At 38.6% G+C, this 17,851-nt stretch carries 15 protein-coding genes and 4 pseudogenes; 3 read left to right on the plus strand and 16 right to left on the minus strand.

All coding sequences use genetic code 11. The features are described 5' to 3' along the window. Positions 1–108: 108 nt before the first annotated feature. The 8 genes and pseudogenes from AB4154_RS19155 to AB4154_RS19190 form a co-directional block, all read right to left on the minus strand. Positions 109–288: pseudogene (locus AB4154_RS19155) on the minus strand (NAD(P)/FAD-dependent oxidoreductase); the annotation flags it as partial. 234 nt (positions 289–522) lie between these two features. Next, positions 523–1,240: pseudogene (locus AB4154_RS19160) on the minus strand (ATP F0F1 synthase synthase); the annotation flags it as partial. Positions 1,241–1,648: 408 nt separating this feature from the next. Further along, positions 1,649–2,554, minus strand: a complete 906-nt coding sequence (locus tag AB4154_RS19165) for a DMT family transporter (RefSeq protein WP_372123843.1) — start codon at positions 2,552–2,554, stop codon at positions 1,649–1,651. Between the two features lie 72 nt (positions 2,555–2,626). After that, positions 2,627–2,971 (minus strand): RidA family protein, encoded by a 345-nt coding sequence (locus AB4154_RS19170; protein ID WP_372123845.1) that lies wholly within the window; start codon positions 2,969–2,971, stop codon positions 2,627–2,629. A 72-nt stretch (positions 2,972–3,043) separates the two neighbouring features. Next, positions 3,044–3,691 carry a transcriptional regulator gene (locus AB4154_RS19175; RefSeq protein WP_372123847.1) on the minus strand — a complete coding sequence of 216 codons (648 nt, stop codon included), beginning with the start codon at positions 3,689–3,691 and terminating at the stop codon, positions 3,044–3,046. Positions 3,692–3,736: 45 nt separating this feature from the next. Then, positions 3,737–4,117: a RidA family protein gene (locus tag AB4154_RS19180; protein WP_372123849.1), complete on the minus strand. Its 381-nt coding sequence runs from the start codon at positions 4,115–4,117 to the stop codon at positions 3,737–3,739. Positions 4,118–4,127: 10 nt separating this feature from the next. Next, positions 4,128–5,297, minus strand: coding sequence for a MalY/PatB family protein (locus AB4154_RS19185; protein ID WP_372123851.1), 1,170 nt, complete (start codon positions 5,295–5,297; stop codon positions 4,128–4,130). A 9-nt stretch (positions 5,298–5,306) separates the two neighbouring features. Then, on the minus strand, positions 5,307–6,590 hold the full coding sequence (locus tag AB4154_RS19190) for a nitrate/nitrite transporter (RefSeq protein ID WP_372123853.1): 1,284 nt from the start codon (positions 6,588–6,590) through the stop codon (positions 5,307–5,309). A gap of 259 nt (positions 6,591–6,849) precedes the next feature. Here AB4154_RS19190 and AB4154_RS19195 point away from each other — a divergent pair, with 259 nt between their 5' ends. Beyond that, the gene (locus AB4154_RS19195; RefSeq protein WP_372123855.1) at positions 6,850–8,115 is read left to right on the plus strand and encodes an MFS transporter; all 1,266 of its coding nucleotides are present in this window, start codon (positions 6,850–6,852) and stop codon (positions 8,113–8,115) included. Positions 8,116–8,175: 60 nt separating this feature from the next. Here the strand turns inward: AB4154_RS19195 and AB4154_RS19200 are convergent. Then, a pseudogene (locus AB4154_RS19200) lies at positions 8,176–8,349 on the minus strand (EamA family transporter); the annotation flags it as partial. 71 nt (positions 8,350–8,420) lie between these two features. On the opposite strand from AB4154_RS19200, the pseudogene tnpA reads away from it, so the two are divergent. Further along, positions 8,421–8,522 (plus strand): annotated as a pseudogene (tnpA, locus tag AB4154_RS19205) (IS66 family insertion sequence element accessory protein TnpA); the annotation flags it as partial. Positions 8,523–9,584: 1,062 nt separating this feature from the next. On the opposite strand, the gene AB4154_RS19210 reads toward tnpA, so the two are convergent. Further along, positions 9,585–10,964, minus strand: coding sequence for a DEAD/DEAH box helicase (locus tag AB4154_RS19210; RefSeq protein WP_372123856.1), 1,380 nt, complete (start codon positions 10,962–10,964; stop codon positions 9,585–9,587). Then, positions 10,958–11,488, minus strand: coding sequence for a hypothetical protein (locus AB4154_RS19215; protein ID WP_032498339.1), 531 nt, complete (start codon positions 11,486–11,488; stop codon positions 10,958–10,960). The genes AB4154_RS19210 and AB4154_RS19215 overlap by 7 nt, the downstream gene beginning before the upstream one ends. A 103-nt stretch (positions 11,489–11,591) precedes the next feature. On the opposite strand from AB4154_RS19215, the gene AB4154_RS19220 reads away from it, so the two are divergent. Then, on the plus strand, positions 11,592–11,918 hold the full coding sequence (locus AB4154_RS19220) for a helix-turn-helix domain-containing protein (RefSeq protein ID WP_102481664.1): 327 nt from the start codon (positions 11,592–11,594) through the stop codon (positions 11,916–11,918). A gap of 3 nt (positions 11,919–11,921) precedes the next feature. Here the strand turns inward: AB4154_RS19220 and AB4154_RS19225 are convergent, their stop codons facing one another. The 5 genes from AB4154_RS19225 to AB4154_RS19245 all read right to left on the minus strand — a co-directional run bounded on the left by AB4154_RS19225 (position 11,922) and on the right by AB4154_RS19245 (position 17,698). Beyond that, complete coding sequence (locus AB4154_RS19225) at positions 11,922–13,118, minus strand: NAD(P)/FAD-dependent oxidoreductase (RefSeq protein WP_372123858.1); 1,197 nt, start codon at positions 13,116–13,118, stop codon at positions 11,922–11,924. Between the two features lie 103 nt (positions 13,119–13,221). Continuing rightward, positions 13,222–14,718 (minus strand): tyrosine-type recombinase/integrase, encoded by a 1,497-nt coding sequence (locus tag AB4154_RS19230; protein ID WP_086050308.1) that lies wholly within the window; start codon positions 14,716–14,718, stop codon positions 13,222–13,224. Continuing rightward, positions 14,708–15,217: a hypothetical protein gene (locus AB4154_RS19235; protein WP_086050309.1), complete on the minus strand. Its 510-nt coding sequence runs from the start codon at positions 15,215–15,217 to the stop codon at positions 14,708–14,710. Before AB4154_RS19235 ends, AB4154_RS19230 begins: the two co-directional genes overlap by 11 nt. Beyond that, entirely contained in the window at positions 15,207–17,405 is a 2,199-nt protein-coding gene (locus tag AB4154_RS19240) for a hypothetical protein (RefSeq protein ID WP_017079366.1), read from the minus strand. The genes AB4154_RS19235 and AB4154_RS19240 overlap by 11 nt, the downstream gene beginning before the upstream one ends. Further along, on the minus strand, positions 17,402–17,698 hold the full coding sequence (locus AB4154_RS19245; protein ID WP_372123860.1) for a hypothetical protein: 297 nt from the start codon (positions 17,696–17,698) through the stop codon (positions 17,402–17,404). The genes AB4154_RS19240 and AB4154_RS19245 overlap by 4 nt, the downstream gene beginning before the upstream one ends. Positions 17,699–17,851: the final 153 nt, after the last annotated feature.

A 17,851-nucleotide genomic window follows, 5' to 3' on the forward strand; every position in this document is an offset into this window, starting at 1 on the left:
ACGCGACTTCCCGAATTATCAACGATAACAAGCTTTGAATACAAAAATGGCGAGTCCTATGACTCGCCATTTTTATGTAATTTAAAATCTAATGGATAGGCTCAAAGCTTAAACCCACTGACCTGCTGCAAAGCCAGAACTCCAACACCATTGGAAATTATAGCCGCCTAACCAACCGGTTACGTCCATCACTTCACCAATGAAATAGAGGCCAGACACGCTCTTACATTCCATGGTTTTTGAAGATAGGTGATTGGTGTCCACGCCACCTAGAGTTACTTCGGCAGTATTCCTAACACAGTACAAAAGTTGTCAAAATACAATTTATCAATTCTGCATTTTATCCTTCAAATTTAACTTGCAGCGCTGTAAGTTCTCAATAAAGCGCACTGATGTAAAAACCAAATTAGCAATTCAACAATGGTTATACCCACGTTTTTGAACCACATTCGGGAGATGTCATGAGCTTTGCTAAGAACCCGATAACATCAAATAACAACGCATAACTATTCAACTAGTGTATTACATTGGTTGGACTGAATTAGCCAAGCGTTTTTCACGCCCTAACGGTGTAGTGTAAAAACGCTGTTCAATACCGTAGAGCAAATATTTCAGCTCATCGTCTGAGTTGATTTCAAACTTACTGTTTTCTTTATCGAACGTTAGCTTTTGCTCACAGTAACTATGAATATACGAGTACATTTGATCTCGTTCTTCCACTGGTAATGCCGCCAGTGTATCCATTGCCAATGCGATACGTTTACGATTAGGCTTCGATACTTTAGACGTATCATAGCCATCAGAAAGTTCGATAAAGTCCTCTTCTAAAAATTTTTCAACCTCTTCTTTTGTGGCTTCTTTGTAGAGCTCATCAATACCTTTAAAAATACTAGATATTGTCGCTAGGCTCTTAAATATTAACTTATCCTGCGCTTTGTAGTAGACAGCATCAGCCACTTGATTAACTACCAAACGCTTTTCAGTACTTTCAAGCTCCGCAGCTTCGCCGAATGCAATCATCTTTTTGGTGACAAAAAGGGAAGGCGTTATTTTTTGAACAATAAAAATTATCGCCTTGAACCGCATAAAGCTGAGCAATGTCTTTGAACTTAGCTTTTGGAAGATCGTCATAATCTTTTGAATCAAAATCGGCTATAAGAATATCAAGACAGTATGGCTGCTGACTAAAGTTATCGATTTTAAACCACGAATCCTCGTCTAGGTTGTGATCAGGGGCATATGTCGACGGACATTAAAGATCGAAACTTTTCTCCCGTGTAGGGGTTAACACTACGTAGCGCTAGATAGAAAAAGTGAAAATAGAGTTTGAAACTATATTAACGTAGCCACCTTCTGAACAACAGAATTGTGACAATAAAGTTTGAAACTTTTAGAGCGAGTAATAAGACGCCTTCTCTCTAGATACTTAATTATGAGTCAACCACAGCCACAAAATCTGATCACTCGAATTACGATACGACAGAATCCCTTGGTGATCATACAACTGTCCAAATCCATCTAATGAAGGATTTGGATAGTTGTAAGTCATTGATTTTGCATAATTAGCATTTAAAGGATTACTTCAGATATTGCAAAACTTCTAATTGAGTGGCTAAATTCACTATGCCACCACATTGAAAGATCTAACTCATTTATTGAACTCAATTGTCTTCGAACCAATAGCATTAATAAAAACACCCAAAATAATCAAACTTCCCCCTACGAGAGTCCATAAAGAGGGGGACTCTTGGAAGAATGCGATGCCGATTAACATTGAAAAAACTATTTGGACATAGGAATATAAAGAAACTCTAGACGCTTGTTCAATTTTCATTGCTCTAGTTAATGAATATTGTCCAATTTGAGTAAAAATACCAAGAAGGATTAATATAAAAAACAAATGAAAGCTTGGTATTACAAAACTATTATTAATCATAATTAAAGATACAGGTAAAGCAATCATTGGAAAGTAAAATATAATGACAGATGTATCTTCAGTATTACTCAGCTTTTTCACCAAAATATAGGCTATTGAACTAGTTAGTGCTCCAAAAAGTGCAACAGCGATGCTTAATGAAGGTAAGGGGCCTAAGTTTGTTACATTAGTGACTTGTGATTTAATTATAACAAGCAACCCTAATATAGACAGTAAAACTGATATAAGCGTTGATCTAGATATCTTTTCATTCAAAAAAAAGCAACTAAGCAGAATGGTAAATATTGGGTGAGTGTATTGAAGCACTGTTGCTTCAGCCAGTGGTAATGTTGCAACCGCATAATAAAGACTAATTAAAGCTAATGTTCCAGAAATACCTCTTGCTGCCAGTAGTTTTTTATTTTTTCCAAAAATTGGAATACGTTTTCTTTTTACATCAAAATAACTAATAAAAAGAGAAACACAAGCACGAGCTGCAACGATTTCGAAAATGGGAATGCCATTTATCGAGACATACTTTACACAAGCAGACATAAACGCAAAGCTCAATGCTGATAGAAGCATGAACTTCACGCCTGTCGCTAGAAATAGCTGGGGGTGTTTCGATTGAAAAGCCAACCTTAAACCTATTAAAGTAGTAACAAGAGGGAGGGGCTAAGGTGCTAACCTTCTAGTTAGCACCTTAAGTTTTTAAATAGCAGCTGTTACAGAGATCTCAACTAACAGCTCTTCTCTTGCCATTGACGCCTCTACACAAGCTCTTGCTGGTGCATGACCCTCTGGAACCCAAGAATCCCAAACTTCATTCATTTTTGCAAAATCATTCATTGTCTTAATATAGATAGTTGCAGACAACATTTTTTCTCGACTCGAACCGGCATTTGTCAACAAATCATCCACTTTTTGAAGCATTGTTTTAGTCTGCTCTTCAATATCTTTCGTACTATCTTTCGCTACTTGACCACATAGATAAATAGTATTGTTGTGTATTACAGTACGACTCATACGTTGTGATGTTTCAGTGCGTGAAATCATAATAGTTCCTTGACTATAAAAAACACCCTAATGTTAGGGTGTTTTTAATTATGGGGGGGGGAATAATATATATTATTTTATTTTCTGAAGGTATTTATAAACAGTTGGCTCTGACATGTGGAGCATTTTTGCCACTTTTACAATGGTACCCTTAAGTAAAAACACGCCATCATTATTTAACTCAGTAATAATATTAATTTTATCATCTGAAGTTAGAGATGATGTCGGCATATTTAGGTTCGCAATAATATTAGTTATCTTATTATCAACCATTTCAGGAATCGTTACACCTAGATGCTCATCTACATTATCGGACGTATGATTTATTTGATTACCAATCATTCCATTAACAATGGTATCAATTTTACTTTGTAATTCTAATAAACCATCAATCATAGAGTTTATACATAGAGCACCAACAATTTCTTGGGCTTCATTTCGGATATAAAATGTTGCACACTTCAATTGTTTTCCATCTGGTGTTTTTGCTGAATAATTCGTTTGAAATGGAATTGTGGAATCATTAATTTTAAGTGCTTTTACAACTAGGTCTGTGATCGGATCCCCAACCTTTCGCCCACTAATGTGTCCATTTCTGATTTTATAAATAGATTTTTCAAAATCATCAAGGTTATGTAGAACGACTTCGGTATCTTTACCGTGGAAATCAGCAATAAAATCCACTATTACTTCGTAAGGTTGTAAGTATTTATTTCCCATCTTATCGTAGGTGCCGCTATGCAGCACCCTCCTAATTATTAATTACTACTTTTTATATGCTACCGCTTCAATTTCAATCTTTGCACCAAGAGGCAGATCTTTTACTGCAAAACAGCTTCTTGCAGGGAAGTCGTTCGTAAAGTATTCAGAGTATACTTTATTAAACTCAGCAAAATCACTGATGTCAGCTAAGTAGCATGTTGTTTTTACAACAGTGCTTGCATCGCCACTAGCAGCAGATAATACAGCCATTAAGTTATCAAGAGATTGATGTGACTGTTGTGTAATATCATTACTCTCAATTTTTCCTGTTTCAGGATTAACTGGAAGTTGACCTGAGGTGAAAATAAGGTTTCCCAGCTCATTTCCTTGGCTATAAGGTCCAATCGCTGATGGTGCTTTTTCAGTTGCGATAATCTTTTTCACTTTGTTTTTCCTATGATAATTTTTTATTGAATGCTTTTTCAAGTCGCATTAGTGCTTCATCGATTCGAGACTCTGGCACACCACAGTTAATACGAGCAAATTTAGCACCCGACTCACCAAATTGATCACCTCGGTTAAAACCAAGACCCGCTTCTTTAACTAAGAAGTCCTGAATTTCATCAGCACTCCAACCAGTGTTAGAGAAGTCTGCCCAAACTAAGTAAGTAGACTCAGGTAGGTTTGCTTTCACTGGATAAGGCATATTATTTAGACCATCAACTAGTTTTATCTGCATTTTTCTAATATGTTCAACTACCTGTTGACGATAGCTGTGACCATACTTATATCCAGCATAAGCAGCTTCGTGTGCAAAAGCGGTAGGTTGGAAATGCAACTCTTTAAGAACAATGCCGATCTGCTTTTTAATTTCAGGATCTGAAGTGAATACATAGGAGCTAAAGATGCCGCCAATATTAAACAGCTTACCACCAGATGAAAAAGTAATGATACCATCAGGTTTATCTGCAACATGAAGTACAGGTGTATATACTTTTTCATCATAGACAAAGTCAGCATGAATCTCATCAGAAATTAAAGTTACGCCGTGTGCTTGAGCAATATCAACAACTTTCTTAACTTCTTCTTTTGTCCAGCAACGACCAATAGGGTTATGAGGGTTACAAAAGATTAAAAACTTATTTTCTGCCGCACTACAAAGTTGATCTAGTTTGTTAAAATCAATCGTGTAGTTATTCTCGTCGTCTTTTATGAGATCGCACTCAACGACATCACGGTGATTTTCGCGGATAGTTCTTGCGAAAGAGTGATACACAGGTGTCATGATAATGACTTTATCCGTAACTTCAGTCTTACCTCGAATATAAGCACCCATTGTCATCAACAGCGGTGGCGTTTCAATAATATCGTCAGTGCTAGGTTTCCAACCATAGTAACGGTCATACCATGCAGCTAATACGTCTTTAAAGTCTTCATGGTAAGCAGGGTAACCAAACTCTCCACGTGTACAAACATTAATTAAAGCTTCCTTAACTTCAATAGGAGACACTAAGTCTGTATCTGCAACAGACATTGGGATAACTTTGTATCCATCGATAACACTGTCATATTCCCATTTTTCTGAACCTTTACGAACGATTACTTCATTAAAGTCATATTTCATAATGCTACCCTATTGTGCTTTTGTTGGTTGAGGTTTAGAAGCTAGCTTAAAGTTTTCAAATGCAGTACCTGCGTTTTTGTATAAATATGCAGAAGAAAAAGCAGCAAGAGCGAACAATGTTGTCATAAAGATGAACATATAGTTGTAGCCTTCAAGCTGGTATGTGTCTAACCAGTAGCCAAAGACTGCATGAATAAAAATCTCAGGAGAGAAGCCAATAGTCAGAACGATACCTGTTACTGTACCAGTTAGGTGTTTAGGTACTTTAATCTCTTCTAGCTGTGCATACATAACCCCACGTAATGCAAAATTAATAGAGCCCGCAACTAGTAGAGCTGCAATCATAAACCAAACAACTTCCGGCTTTTGAGGAATAACTAGAAACAGACCTGTACAAAGAGCACCAACAATGAAAAGGAACTTCATAACTTTGATAGCTGAACCTACTTTATCAACTAAGATGCCGGCAATAGGAGCAAGGAAGATTGCTAGGACGTAAGCTCGGATCATCCCAACGATAGCAGCTTGATCAGTAGACATGCCATATGCATCTGTTAGGTATGGTACTAAGTATGATGAACCTTGGTAAAAACAAATCGTAGCGAATACTGCAAAAGCGGCCAGCCAAACTTCTTTTACTTTAGCAATTGAAAGTACATCACCAATGCTAAGCTTTTCTTTCTTCTCATCAGATTTTTCTTCATCTTTTGTTTTAGGGATGCAGAACCACATCATTACACCCAAACCAATATATAAGAATCCGTATGCATAAAGAATATTTGCAACACCTTCAATATCACTTGAAGCTTGAGCAACAATGTAAATTGCAACAGCTGATACTAGAGAACCTGCAATACCACGACCAGATTCTAAAAATCCAAACATTTTGCCTTGCGATTCAGCGTCACCAATTAGACGAGTAGCTCGAACCATAGAAACAAGGAAGAAGCCATTTGCAAAAGTAGACAAAATTCCGATGATTACATATTGAACAGGTAGAGATGGAGCGGTTGACTGCCATAAAGTTGCCAGCCCCATAACCAAGAATGTGCCTGCAATTACCAATCGTGTATTATTTATTTTATCAACAATAACACCAGAAAAAGAGCCAGCTAGAACTCCTACTAAGCCTAACCAAGACATCAATAATCCTGATTGTGTATTGTCGACACCCATGAATTCATTCCACGGGTAATAAAGCATCTCTCTAAGATATAGAGATTTAAAGATTGTTCCGCCGCCGATAGCGAGCAGTATGACCATAAGCCATTTTTGGAAGTTTGAACTTTTCACGTTTGTATCCTCAAAGTGCTGTATAAATAACTCGCAGTGATAATAATTTTTTATCCACCCGCTTTCTGAGTCACTGATCACACTTTAAGCCATGGCGTATAAAATATTATCCAAAACTGGTGTGAGCATAGATCCTGTGCACAATTTAAATAATTATTTATCCTTAGATACAATGTATATTAATTTTTTTGATGTCAGATAATTTTTTACCCAGTCGAGAATGGTAGTTTGGATAAAAAATTATTACGAGATAACTAGCATGAAACTTTCATTATCTGAAAATAAACGTGACTTAATATTCTTTATCTTACTCGCCATTGGAGGGGGGACGATTTTCAAAGCAATGTACCTACGAGAAGTGTTTTACTACCCTTGGAACGAGTACTTCAGCCTCAATAATACTCAATCGGGTGTACTTATGTCTTGGCTTGGCTTGGTTGGAGTTTTTTCTGGGGCATTAGCTGGAGTAATTGTTGATAAATTTCAACACCCTAAAGTAATCTTATCTCTATCCTATATTACGATGAGTTTTCTCGCAGTATGGCAATCTTTTAAACCGTCTTATGATGCAATGTTCGTTATCATTGGTTTGATGTCTTTTGTCGGTAACGGTCTATTCCTTGTATCAATGACAAAAATTGCTCGATTGCTTGCATCAGATAATCAACAAGGGCGCTATTTTGGTTTTCTAGAGTCTGGACGAGGGATAGCTGGAACGCTACTTACTCTGTGCGCCATAGGGATCGTGAGCTACTATGGTTCTGATTCATTAAGTATTGGATTCATTTTACGCTTTGATGCATCTATCTACTTCTTCTTAGGCATCATCTCTTACACGTTGATTCCAGAAGGTATTAGCAAAATAGATAATGCAGAGCAAAAAAAACTCAAAGATTTATTACTACTAGTGAAGAATAAACGATTGTGGCTTGTGTCATTATCCGTGGCTTGCGTTATTTTCGTGTATCAGGGTGCAGCATACTTGGTACCTTATTTAACCGATGCGTATGGGCTCACTGCAGAGCAGGCAGGTATAGTCGGAATGGTTCGTGCCTACTTTTTAGCCTTCGTAATATCTCCTTTTGCGGGTGTAATCGCTGATAAACTGGGTTCCTCGCTAAAAGTTATGTCTTTGCTATTTGTCATGGGTGTTATCACGACAATCTCATTTGTTGTTGTGCCGCACGAAGCTTCATATCTTCCGCTATTAATTGGTCTTGTACTTTGTTTAGGGGCGTTCACATTTGGTATGAGAGGTATCATGTATGCACAAGTGAGTGAAATCCAAATCCCGAAGGCTTATACGGGAACAGCTATGGGGATGCTTATTTGTATAGGCTTCAGCCCTGAAGCTTTTGTACATCTTATTTACGGATACCTACTCGATAACTATGCGATGGAAGCATACAACTACATATTCATATCAATGGCAGTGGTACTTTTGCTAGGAGCGTTTATTTGCTATTACCTATTCATAAGTATGAAAAATAGTGCCCCAACTTGTGGCACTCGTGTATCTTCATGATTTAGCAATCGTATGTAAATACCTCTAATAACTCACTATTATTAGAGGTATGGCTTAATTCTAAATATTTCTTTTAACTTTAGTTTTTGACTGGAGTGCAAGGCAAATAAGTATCAGAACAATACCAATCCATCCAATCAAATGAATAGACTCTCCTACAATCACAACAGCCAGTACAGAAGCAACAATAGGCTCAAATAGAGTAAGTAAGTTAGCACTACTTGCGTAAGCGTGCCATGAACACCGCATTCTAATCCTTCAGCACGAAGAATAAGATCAACTCTCCAACCCAAAGGAGAGTTGAAATGGCAAAACGACGCACCAACCTAGAATGGCAATCACTGTTTGAGCAATATGAAAGCAGCAGTGTTACCCAACGCGCTTTTTGTGAAGAGCATGGACTGAGTTCATTCCACATCGCACCCTGCGAATCGCAACTTGCGATGTGGATAATCATGTCAGAATCTTCAGGGGAAAATGAGCTAGAATTTTCCAAACTTGAAGCAATGAATTACCTCACGTTCGGAAAAACCATTGAAATCTAAATAAATCAAGAAGCAGTAGACCGCAGGTAGCGCGTAATAGAGCCACTTTTTGTGGCTCGTGTCTGTGTTAGAAAAGCTAAACTATCTCCCTTCAAATTTGCCACGTTAATATGTGGGTCATAAACATTTAAGGGCAAAAATAAGTTCATTTCGCAGGTTGCGATTCGCACACTGCGAAATGAATTTCTAACTCGAAAAGGAGCATAAACGAGCTAATGGTGACCGTGTTGGCATGTCTCTGGACAGAGTAAGCTTGCCAGATTCGGTTCTTAGCTTTAACATAAAGTTGAGAGCCTCGGGTATCCCTGCTTTTTCTTGGAGTTACTACTTGCTGTCTGATCAGAAGTAATGGTATCGAATTGAACTTGGCTTAATTGCAAAGCAGACCACCGAGGACATACGATAGCCCTGCCCTCTTCCGCTCATAGAGTATTGACCACAGGTTGCGCGTAATAGAGCCACTACAAGTAGTGGCTCTTGTCGTTTCTGGCATTAGGGAAAAGAAAAGCCCCTACGCCATCGTTAAGCTTACTTATAGTACTGATAACGTCGTTTAGAATTATGCTTCCAACTTTTTGCTAGGTCATACACATACACTGGATAGTCATCCCACGGGTTAGCCAAAGATCTTCCTCGCGCAGCGCGTAATCTAATCGGGTACCCTCTGCACTCAATCATGTGAAGAAAGTAAAAGCCCTTTTCCTGTTTTGTTGAAAAGTGCTTGTGGGTTCCACTGCGAATGCTGGGATACAAATCCCAAAGATATTGACGCTGGCATTTAATACGCTTTCGGTACTGCTGTTTCAGTTTTTTCATTTCCCCTCCAGGTTACATTACCTAGAAAGGGTCCTCTGCAAAGTAGTTCATTTCGTCACCTCTACGCACCTATAATTAATAAACCTAGCCCAAGCGGTGCAACCCCGCTCACATGGATGTAAAAGCCGAAATCACTCTCTGTTTAAATGCACCAAGCCGCAATTCATCAAACGTCCCTAGTGTCCCGTAAAGGTTGTTTGAATTGCCCCTACGGCTTTCCCAGAATACTGTTGCGTCGATACTATTTAGAGGCTCTTTCGAAAGCTTAGCAGTTAAATTATTCTGCCGATTAACTAGCTCTGTCTCCATTGGTTTTCCCATATTCACATAGATACAAGATTCTGGAATATCATCTTCAATTCGCTCTGCAAACTGAATGAGGTTTTGTTCCGCAAACGTAAATAGCCATGCTTGCTGAGCCATGGAAGAGTCGATACGAAGAATACGTCCTAGTACTTGCCTGAAATATAATTCCGTTTTGACAGAACTCATATGGCAACACACTTGGAGTCTAGGTATGTCTGTCCCCTCACTTATCATTCCGACACTAACAATCCATTGAGAGTCACTTTGTCGATAGCGGTCTATTTCTGCGAGTGGTTCTTCATGTCTATAAGTGACAATTGAAACGGTTTGGCCAAACTTTAAAGAAAGTATATCTTTGATAACTTGAGCATGTTGAACCGACGCTGCAACAACTAATCCACCGGCATTGGAAGCGTCAATACGTACCTTTGCTAGCCGGTCACATCCTAAACCGAGTAAATACTCCATCGCTTCTTGGTTATGTATCACACTCTGATAAGACGCTTTCGTCTGTTTAAGCATCTCTAAGATCGATGAAAATGACTCCACGTTTTCGCTACTACAGACAGACAATTGCTCATTATCGACCAATACAATATTAGGAGCTCTACAAACACCATCATCAATAGACTGTTTAAGGGTGTACTGGAAGTCGACAAGTAGCTGTCCGTCTGGGTCACTGTATTCCCCCATAACAATAGGTAAAGAGTCTGAGCGCCACGGAGTCCCCGACATCGCAAGAGTATAAGTCGCTAGTCCCTGAATCTTAGTGAGCACTTGCTGCCCCCAGACGTTCGCATTTTCAAGCTCAGTCCCAGAACAATGGTGAATCTCATCAAATACAACAAACACTCGATGATTACGTAACGTCTCCCAAAATTCATCGTTAAGGAATTGAATGGATTGATATGTTAACGACTGCCCAATAGAGCCTAGGCCACCGTTAAAGGTACAATTAAGAGTCTGAGAAAAGGTTTTTTTGATTCCCTCAGAAACAGTTAAAGATGGAGAGAAGCACAATACAAGATCGACCATATCATCATTAAGTAACCTTGATGCGACAGTTGCAGCAAGCACCGTTTTTCCAGAGCCAGGTGTTGCTTGGCAAAAGAAGTGTTGTCGATTTTCTCTAAACTTCTGCAACGCATGTTCAGAACATTCAACCTGCCACTGCCTCAACACGGTTGGTTGCCCTCTGAAAGAGTTTTAAGAACATTCTCTAATCCATTCATCTTTCCAAGCAAGTGCGCTGAGCGTTCTCTTGCATGTTGTAACAATGGCATTAATCGACTCTCGAGCTCAGGGAAACGGCACCTCAATGATTGATATTCATCTATTTCACCAAGCACGAGCTCCAATTCACCTTTGTATTCGTTACTCTCTCGAAATAACACGGAATAATCCGGTGTAGTCTGTTTTTTAGAAGCTTCTCGTTCAGCTTTTCTTCGGGGCGCGGCTTCAAGATCCATAAATTGCTCAGTTTGAAAGTATCTTTTGTTTCTTCCTTCTCCTTCACTACGCAACCAACCCCTTTGTTGGTATTGCCATATTTGCCGATAAACCTTCTTCCGAGCTTCATCAAGGTTTTGTGTACCATCCCCATCATTTAATGAAGCATCCCTTGCCTCTATAACAGAAAAACCATCCATTCTTTTTTCAATCAACAGCTTAAACATTACCGCACTGATTCTAGTAGAACGTTTCACTTACTGCCTACACCATTCAAAATACTAAGGATTGCTTAGTATACAGAAATCAGTAAAACTAAGAAAATCTTAGTTACATAGAGCCTATTAATATGAATTCTAAATGTCGATCGACAACCCTATTCCTGTGCGGCTCAAAGAAGTTCGCAAAAAAGCAAAGATCTCCCAAAAAGAATTGGGGGTGCGTATTGGTATCGATGAAAGTTCGGCTAGTGCGCGAATGAATCAGTATGAAAAAGGGAAGCACACTCCAGATATCAGTACATTAAAGAAAATGGCTGACGAACTTGGCGTACCTTTAAACTACTTTTTTTGTGAGGATGAAAGCTCAGCAGAACTAGTTTGCCTGATAGCAAAAATGAGTAAGGCTGAAAAGCAGAAGCTCATCAGCCTTATAGGTGAAAATATTCAAGATATTGAAAGTAAATAAGTCTTATGCGTTTTGGCCTGCGACCCAACCAGACGACCAAGCCCATTGGAAGTTAAACCCTCCAAGGTGACCTGTCACATCAACACACTCACCAATAAAGTAAAGCCCTGGTATATCTCTAGCTTCCATTGTTTTAGACGATAAATAATTGGTGTCAACACCACCAATGGTCGCTTCTGCTGTTCTATACCCTTCAGTCCCATTAGGTTTAATTTCCCAAGAGTGAAGAGCAGAGCTAATATTCTCTATCTCCCGTTTATTCAATTGGCGAAGTGGTTTATTTTCAAACACATTAAGTTCGATAAAATACTCGACAAGGCGTTTAGGTAATACTTTAGACAGCGTTGTTTTAACCTCTTGTGCAGGGTTGTTTTCTGCTGCTTTTTCAATCAGTTCAATAGAGTTCAAACCAGGTAGCCAATCAACTTGAACTACATCGCCAGAGTTCCAATACGAAGAAATTTGCAATACTGATGGGCCAGAGATACCTCGGTGAGTAAATAAAAGAGCTTCTAGGAACTCTTGATTGTTGCAGCTAATTCGGACAGGGAGAGCAGTTCCAGTTAATTCTGTTAACCCTTTTTCTCTACCATCTAATGTGAACGGTACCAAGGCTGCTTGAGGAGAAACAACCCCTAAACCAAACTGTTCAGCGACTTTCCAGCCCAAAGGGGTTGCACCTAAACGTGGCATTGAAAGTCCACCCGTTGCGACAACCAAAGACTTACAATTAAAAATTCCATTGGAAGTCTCTACTTTAAAATTGTTATCTGCTACACGTTCAATTGAAGTAATTTCACATTGGTACTTATATTTCACATTACCAGTTTCATCACACTCATTAATTAGCATTTTTACGATATCTTTCGAGTCATGATCATTAACACAAAACAATTGCCCATGATCACGCTCTTCAAACTCAATACCATGCTTGTAGATCATCGAAATGAAATCCCAATTGGTATATTGAGCCAGTGCAGATTTAACAAAGTGGGGGTTTTGACTTAAAAAGTTTTTTGCTGTGACATCATAGTTGGTAAAGTTACAACGCCCACCTCCAGCAATAAGAATCTTACGACCAGGCCGCTTACCATGATCAAGCACAAGAACTGAACGCCCGCGTTGACCTGCACTAGCTGCGCACATTAAACCGGCAGCGCCTGCTCCAATAACAATAACATCTGACTGAATAGCTGACATGAAATAAGACTCTTAGGGCTATGAAGTGATAAATAAAAGAGCGACATAGTACGGAAAAAGGCATTCACCAGCAACAAGCTCACGCAGGTATCAACACACCTAGTTACTTATCAACTAGAAGGTTCGACTCTTCTTCAATCGCATTCAAGTTTTCTATTATAGGTTTTAAATCAGCCTCACTATAATTTAGCCCCTTTATCTGCGCTTTAGCATCACTCACCAGTTTCGATATTGCACTAAAACGTGAGTGTAAATTCTTCATTTGATAAGCATACTCGAAGACATCTAGCTCTTCCCATGCTAGATCAATATATTCGTTCAAGCTTTTATGGTCTTTATGATCAGTGAAACTAGCAACTTTCTTAAGAATGGTTTCATAATCTTTGTCATTAAAACTATGAGCACTCTTCAAAGGGTTTTTATCCATGAAAGAAACAAGATGTAGCTTAACCATGTTGGTTACAAAACGATGTCTAAACATACTTTGGCAGGTTTTAGTCACGATACCAGCTCTCAAGCTCAATCGATTAAAATCCATATAAGCTGCAGACTGTTTTACAGATTTAGCTGTCTCTGAATTTAGATATATAAAATCATCCACCTCAGACTCACTAGATATAAGCTCATACTTTATTAACCTCTTGATGAACTTATCTCTATGCATTGACATAAAAATCTCGAGCCTCATCGCAACACTACGCTCTATGGGAATTATGCGAAATCGTGCCTCTTCACGTTTGTATGTAGGAATTTCAAGTTTTGCATCTTCAATGTGTTCTACATTCGAACTATAGGGAATTCGAACAAGTTCTATTGGTCTCAATCCCGTAGCTTCAAGCAATTCAAGCTGAATACGCCTTCTGTGGTACATATAATCAAGGTGATCTTCTTGGTCTTCCTTGTCAAAAAGTTGAAGTAAATGGTCATTTAGCCGCATCACACCCCTTTCGCAATTCAATGTATCCCATAACCTCTTTATGACAGAGGCGGCAATAGCGGTTTTTGGCTTCGTTGCTGAAGTTGGTAAACGTGTAGGAAAAACTTCGGACGGTCCAAAATTTCGACCTTCCCGGCCTCTTTTTTGAATTATTTTGAGCTTAACTTGATACCTTTGCTTTGGTCTATCAACACCGATAATGTATTGAGTTGGGTAATGCTCAGCTTGAAGCCATTTCAGAAAGGCTACAAACTTAGGAAGAATTATAAGCCTAATAGTGTCGTTGTTACGTGCACGCGTTAACCCATCCGATTTCTTTTCAGCAACCAACTCACTGACTAACTCATCGATATGTATTGTTGTTAGATCCCAAAATTCAACGTTCTTCTTATAACAATAACGGACCAGATGAGATAGTGCAGAGGCATAAGTGCCAACTGTCCCCCCATCTTCTCGAGTAATTGTTACTGCACCTTCAGAAACTAAGTGCGCAAGATACATTTCAACAGGAAAGCAAGTTGTTCCATCAGGCCAACGAAACTGGTAAATACCCTCAGATATATCTTTATTTGTTAAGACTTCACCTGAGCTCTCATCAAAACGAAGTATTGAAGGAAACTCCACATCAGAAATGAAGGTGTATAGTTGACTTTTATTTTTCATTATCAACCTCTTTCTTTAACCCGAAATAATCTGCATACAAATTTTTATGCTTGTTGTATTCAAGAGCATTTCCATTCGAGTTTGCAAGTAAATCAAGTACTAAACGATTAAGGTCGTTATAAGCCCTAACCAAAATAGCTTGGTCGCGTTGCAAGTTATCAATATGTTGCTTAGCTTCCTCCATCGGTGTCAGGTTTGGTCCTTCATTACTTGACTCTAAAGGGATATTTTTATGCCTTTTTATTAGCTCCTTTCTAAGGTTGTCAACGACTTCATAACCATTGAGGTTCCCTTCACATTGAATATAGTCTGTACAATACTTCTTGAAGGAGTTCAGAGACATCCCTTCAATGCCTCTTCCCTTACGCTTAAGATTGGCAAGGCTTTCTTGACGATCACATTTCGAGATTAGCCATGTATAAGTATTAGAGTTGTCATTGATAGCTTTTTTCATCTCACTGTATAGATTAATGACTGACTGAGCTTTTCTATTTAACATTACTTTCCTCCTCATCACCTTTGGTTACTTGGAAAGCAACTTTTGCTTTTTCAATCAAGCCATTACGCTCACTAATACTATAGAAAACAATCGAAAACTTACCTTTTCTCAAGCGAAGCGCTATGTAGGCTGCAAGATCATCCTCAGGGATTGATGTATAATCTTTAACCTTAAAGTGCTCACAAACAAGCCTATATAGTTCCTCTGTATTTTCCATTTCAAGTAAAGAACTTTGTTCATGAAAGTAGGTGACTTGTTGACGAGCATAATCAGCTTCAATCTCTGTCATTTCAGAGCCTGGACTGTTGGATTCAATATAAGAAAGGATATGTTCTGAGTTAGCATGACCTGCGATCCATCGGCATGCATCGATTGAGGAATGTTTAAAAGACCAAAAGAATGTCAGTAAAAATGTTTTCCTCATCTCGTGAACATTAATATACCAACGTCGACCATACTCATCGACAGTCGTCTGATAGTAATCACAAAATCGCTCCAGAGCTCCAATGATCAAATCTGAACCGAGGATACTTCCCATTCTATTATCTGAACCTGTATTTAATTGATAAAGCAGGTAACCCGACTCCCGCTTACTCACTTCATAAGCAAATTTCTGTGTGATTTTGTTGAGTTTTTGTAAGGTCTGAATCGCTCTTGCTGTAATCTTAGGGATCGGTTTAGCTGTTTCAGGAAGTTGGTCATTCACTCCAGACTTCATGAGAGAATGAACCATCCAGTAACCGTCTCCTTCTTTGTGAAATAAACAGTTATATGGCAAGCGAACAATTTCTTCCATGCGAATCGGTTTCAAGCCCGCAATCAAAATAAAACAAGACGCTTTCAATAACTCTAAGAGACATACAAAAGATAATCCGGTTCGATCTCCATTCATTTTATTCTTTGAGTACTCTTTAAACTCTTCATCAAGACGAGAGAAGCTCACTATATTAAAGTGGTTTTTGATCTCACTAGGCAGCAGTGATTTCAATACATCAATTTTTTTGTAGTTGTAATTATTGTCTCTATCCAAGTGCCCCTTAATCTCGAGTTCTGTTAACAAAGTCTCATAAAACTGAACGATGTTATCTGCATGATTAATTATCATATCGATAGACTTATTAAGAGTAAGTAGACTGGTTTCTAAAGGTATCCAAGGTGTGTGCTTTGTAGGTGTCGATATCCTAGAAATGTAGGCTGAAAGCTCCCCAATCCTTATTGCGTCAGGATTTGGTAAAAAAGCTTTAAACATATCCCAATACTGAAAACCTTTTCGGAAAAGCGTAACAATCGCTACTGCTGTTGTGTCTGTATATGTTTTTCCTCTTACATCTTTCATTAATGGGGTTCGGTGGGATGGAAAGTCAGTATATTGATTTACTGGCAATAAGACCTGGTTGTTTTGCTCAAGTAGATCCGGCTCGAACTGCCTAAAGAACAAAGTTCCAGCATGCCCATAGGCATCTTGTGCAGAGAGAGAGGTGTTTTTATAGAAACTTTGTCTATCAACCACCTTTTTCCCATGGCCGTTATCTCTATATAACTCGTTACTTTCAAAAAACGAAATGCCCTCTTTTATCGCTTTTTCATCTAACGTCAAAGGATCAACATGATGGTCTAGATGTAGACCAATCTCAGCCATCAAACGATGACCAAAGCGAAGAGCGCCGAATGAGCCACCAGATATAATTTCCTTTAAAAACAATTTGATATCTGATTGTGATAATTTAGAAAAGCCATGTTTGCTCGGTTCGAACTTGTCTTTATGAAGATACAGCCAGTTGACGAAGGTTAATATTCTTGACCCCATATGCTGAACCGATATTGAAGCCATTCTTTCTTGGTTAATAGGATCATCAACTATTAAAAAGAACCACTTTTGTAACTGATGTAAGAAAGACTGGTTAACTATATCCGTGAGGGCTGTTCCATCAGGCAACCGTCTATTCCAGTTAACACTGACTGTATAACGGTACATCTCTCCTGTTTTTTTCAGTCGTTCTTTATTGTTTTTTCTAGTTTTTGATGTTCTAACAACCCACTTTTCAGCATGAATATCCGAAAGCAACCACTGTGCTTTGTACTCCGTATAAACAAGGTTATCTATAGCATCAAAAGCCGAAAGAAAATCTACGATTTCAGCTTTCAAATGTGCTTGATTTGATCCGATATGAACATTAATAGGCTTCATTGCTCTTTCCCTTTAGATACAAATAAATCGCCCCAGCTTGTCTTATTCAATAGCTTGGTTGCCTGTTCGGTAGCTCTTATGTGTATTTGACTAATGCGTGATTCTTTACTTGTCGGAAGGAAATTGATGAGATGGTTTGCAAGTGTAATAAAAGCAAGAGGTGATAGCTGAGTTGCATCGTCTACTATCGATAAATCCTTTGAACTCACCGAACTATTTAGTGCGGCTAGTCGGTAGAGGTATAGTGCAGTCAGAACATTTTCAGAAAGAGGAACATCTAATGTTCCTTTCACCTCACTGCTTACTCCTTCCGAAGATAGACTACGTAAATACTCAATAAGAGGACTTTTATTACCCTCGTCTTCTAGGAGCGTCAGAAGAAAGTGATGTATTTCTTGCCAAGAATTAAAATCGACAGCCTCAAGACAGTGTAGTGGTCAACTGAT

This window comes from Vibrio sp. 10N.286.51.B11, from assembly GCF_041469245.1.
GTDB lineage: Bacteria > Pseudomonadota > Gammaproteobacteria > Enterobacterales > Vibrionaceae > Vibrio > Vibrio crassostreae_C.

What these genes read in the sequence shown, in the direction of transcription:
- AB4154_RS19170 (WP_372123845.1), bottom strand. Translation starts at nt 2,971, where the DNA reads ATGATTTCACGCACTGAAACATCACAACGTATGAGTCGTACTGTAATA.
- AB4154_RS19175 (WP_372123847.1), bottom strand. Translation starts at nt 3,691, where the DNA reads ATGGGAAATAAATACTTACAACCTTACGAAGTAATAGTGGATTTTATT.
- AB4154_RS19185 (WP_372123851.1), bottom strand. Translation starts at nt 5,297, where the DNA reads ATGAAATATGACTTTAATGAAGTAATCGTTCGTAAAGGTTCAGAAAAA.
- AB4154_RS19195 (WP_372123855.1), top strand. Translation starts at nt 6,850, where the DNA reads ATGAAACTTTCATTATCTGAAAATAAACGTGACTTAATATTCTTTATC.
- AB4154_RS19220 (WP_102481664.1), top strand. Translation starts at nt 11,592, where the DNA reads ATGTCGATCGACAACCCTATTCCTGTGCGGCTCAAAGAAGTTCGCAAA.
- AB4154_RS19225 (WP_372123858.1), bottom strand. Translation starts at nt 13,118, where the DNA reads ATGTCAGCTATTCAGTCAGATGTTATTGTTATTGGAGCAGGCGCTGCC.
- AB4154_RS19230 (WP_086050308.1), bottom strand. Translation starts at nt 14,718, where the DNA reads ATGAAAAATAAAAGTCAACTATACACCTTCATTTCTGATGTGGAGTTT.
- AB4154_RS19235 (WP_086050309.1), bottom strand. Translation starts at nt 15,217, where the DNA reads ATGTTAAATAGAAAAGCTCAGTCAGTCATTAATCTATACAGTGAGATG.
- AB4154_RS19240 (WP_017079366.1), bottom strand. Translation starts at nt 17,405, where the DNA reads ATGAAGCCTATTAATGTTCATATCGGATCAAATCAAGCACATTTGAAA.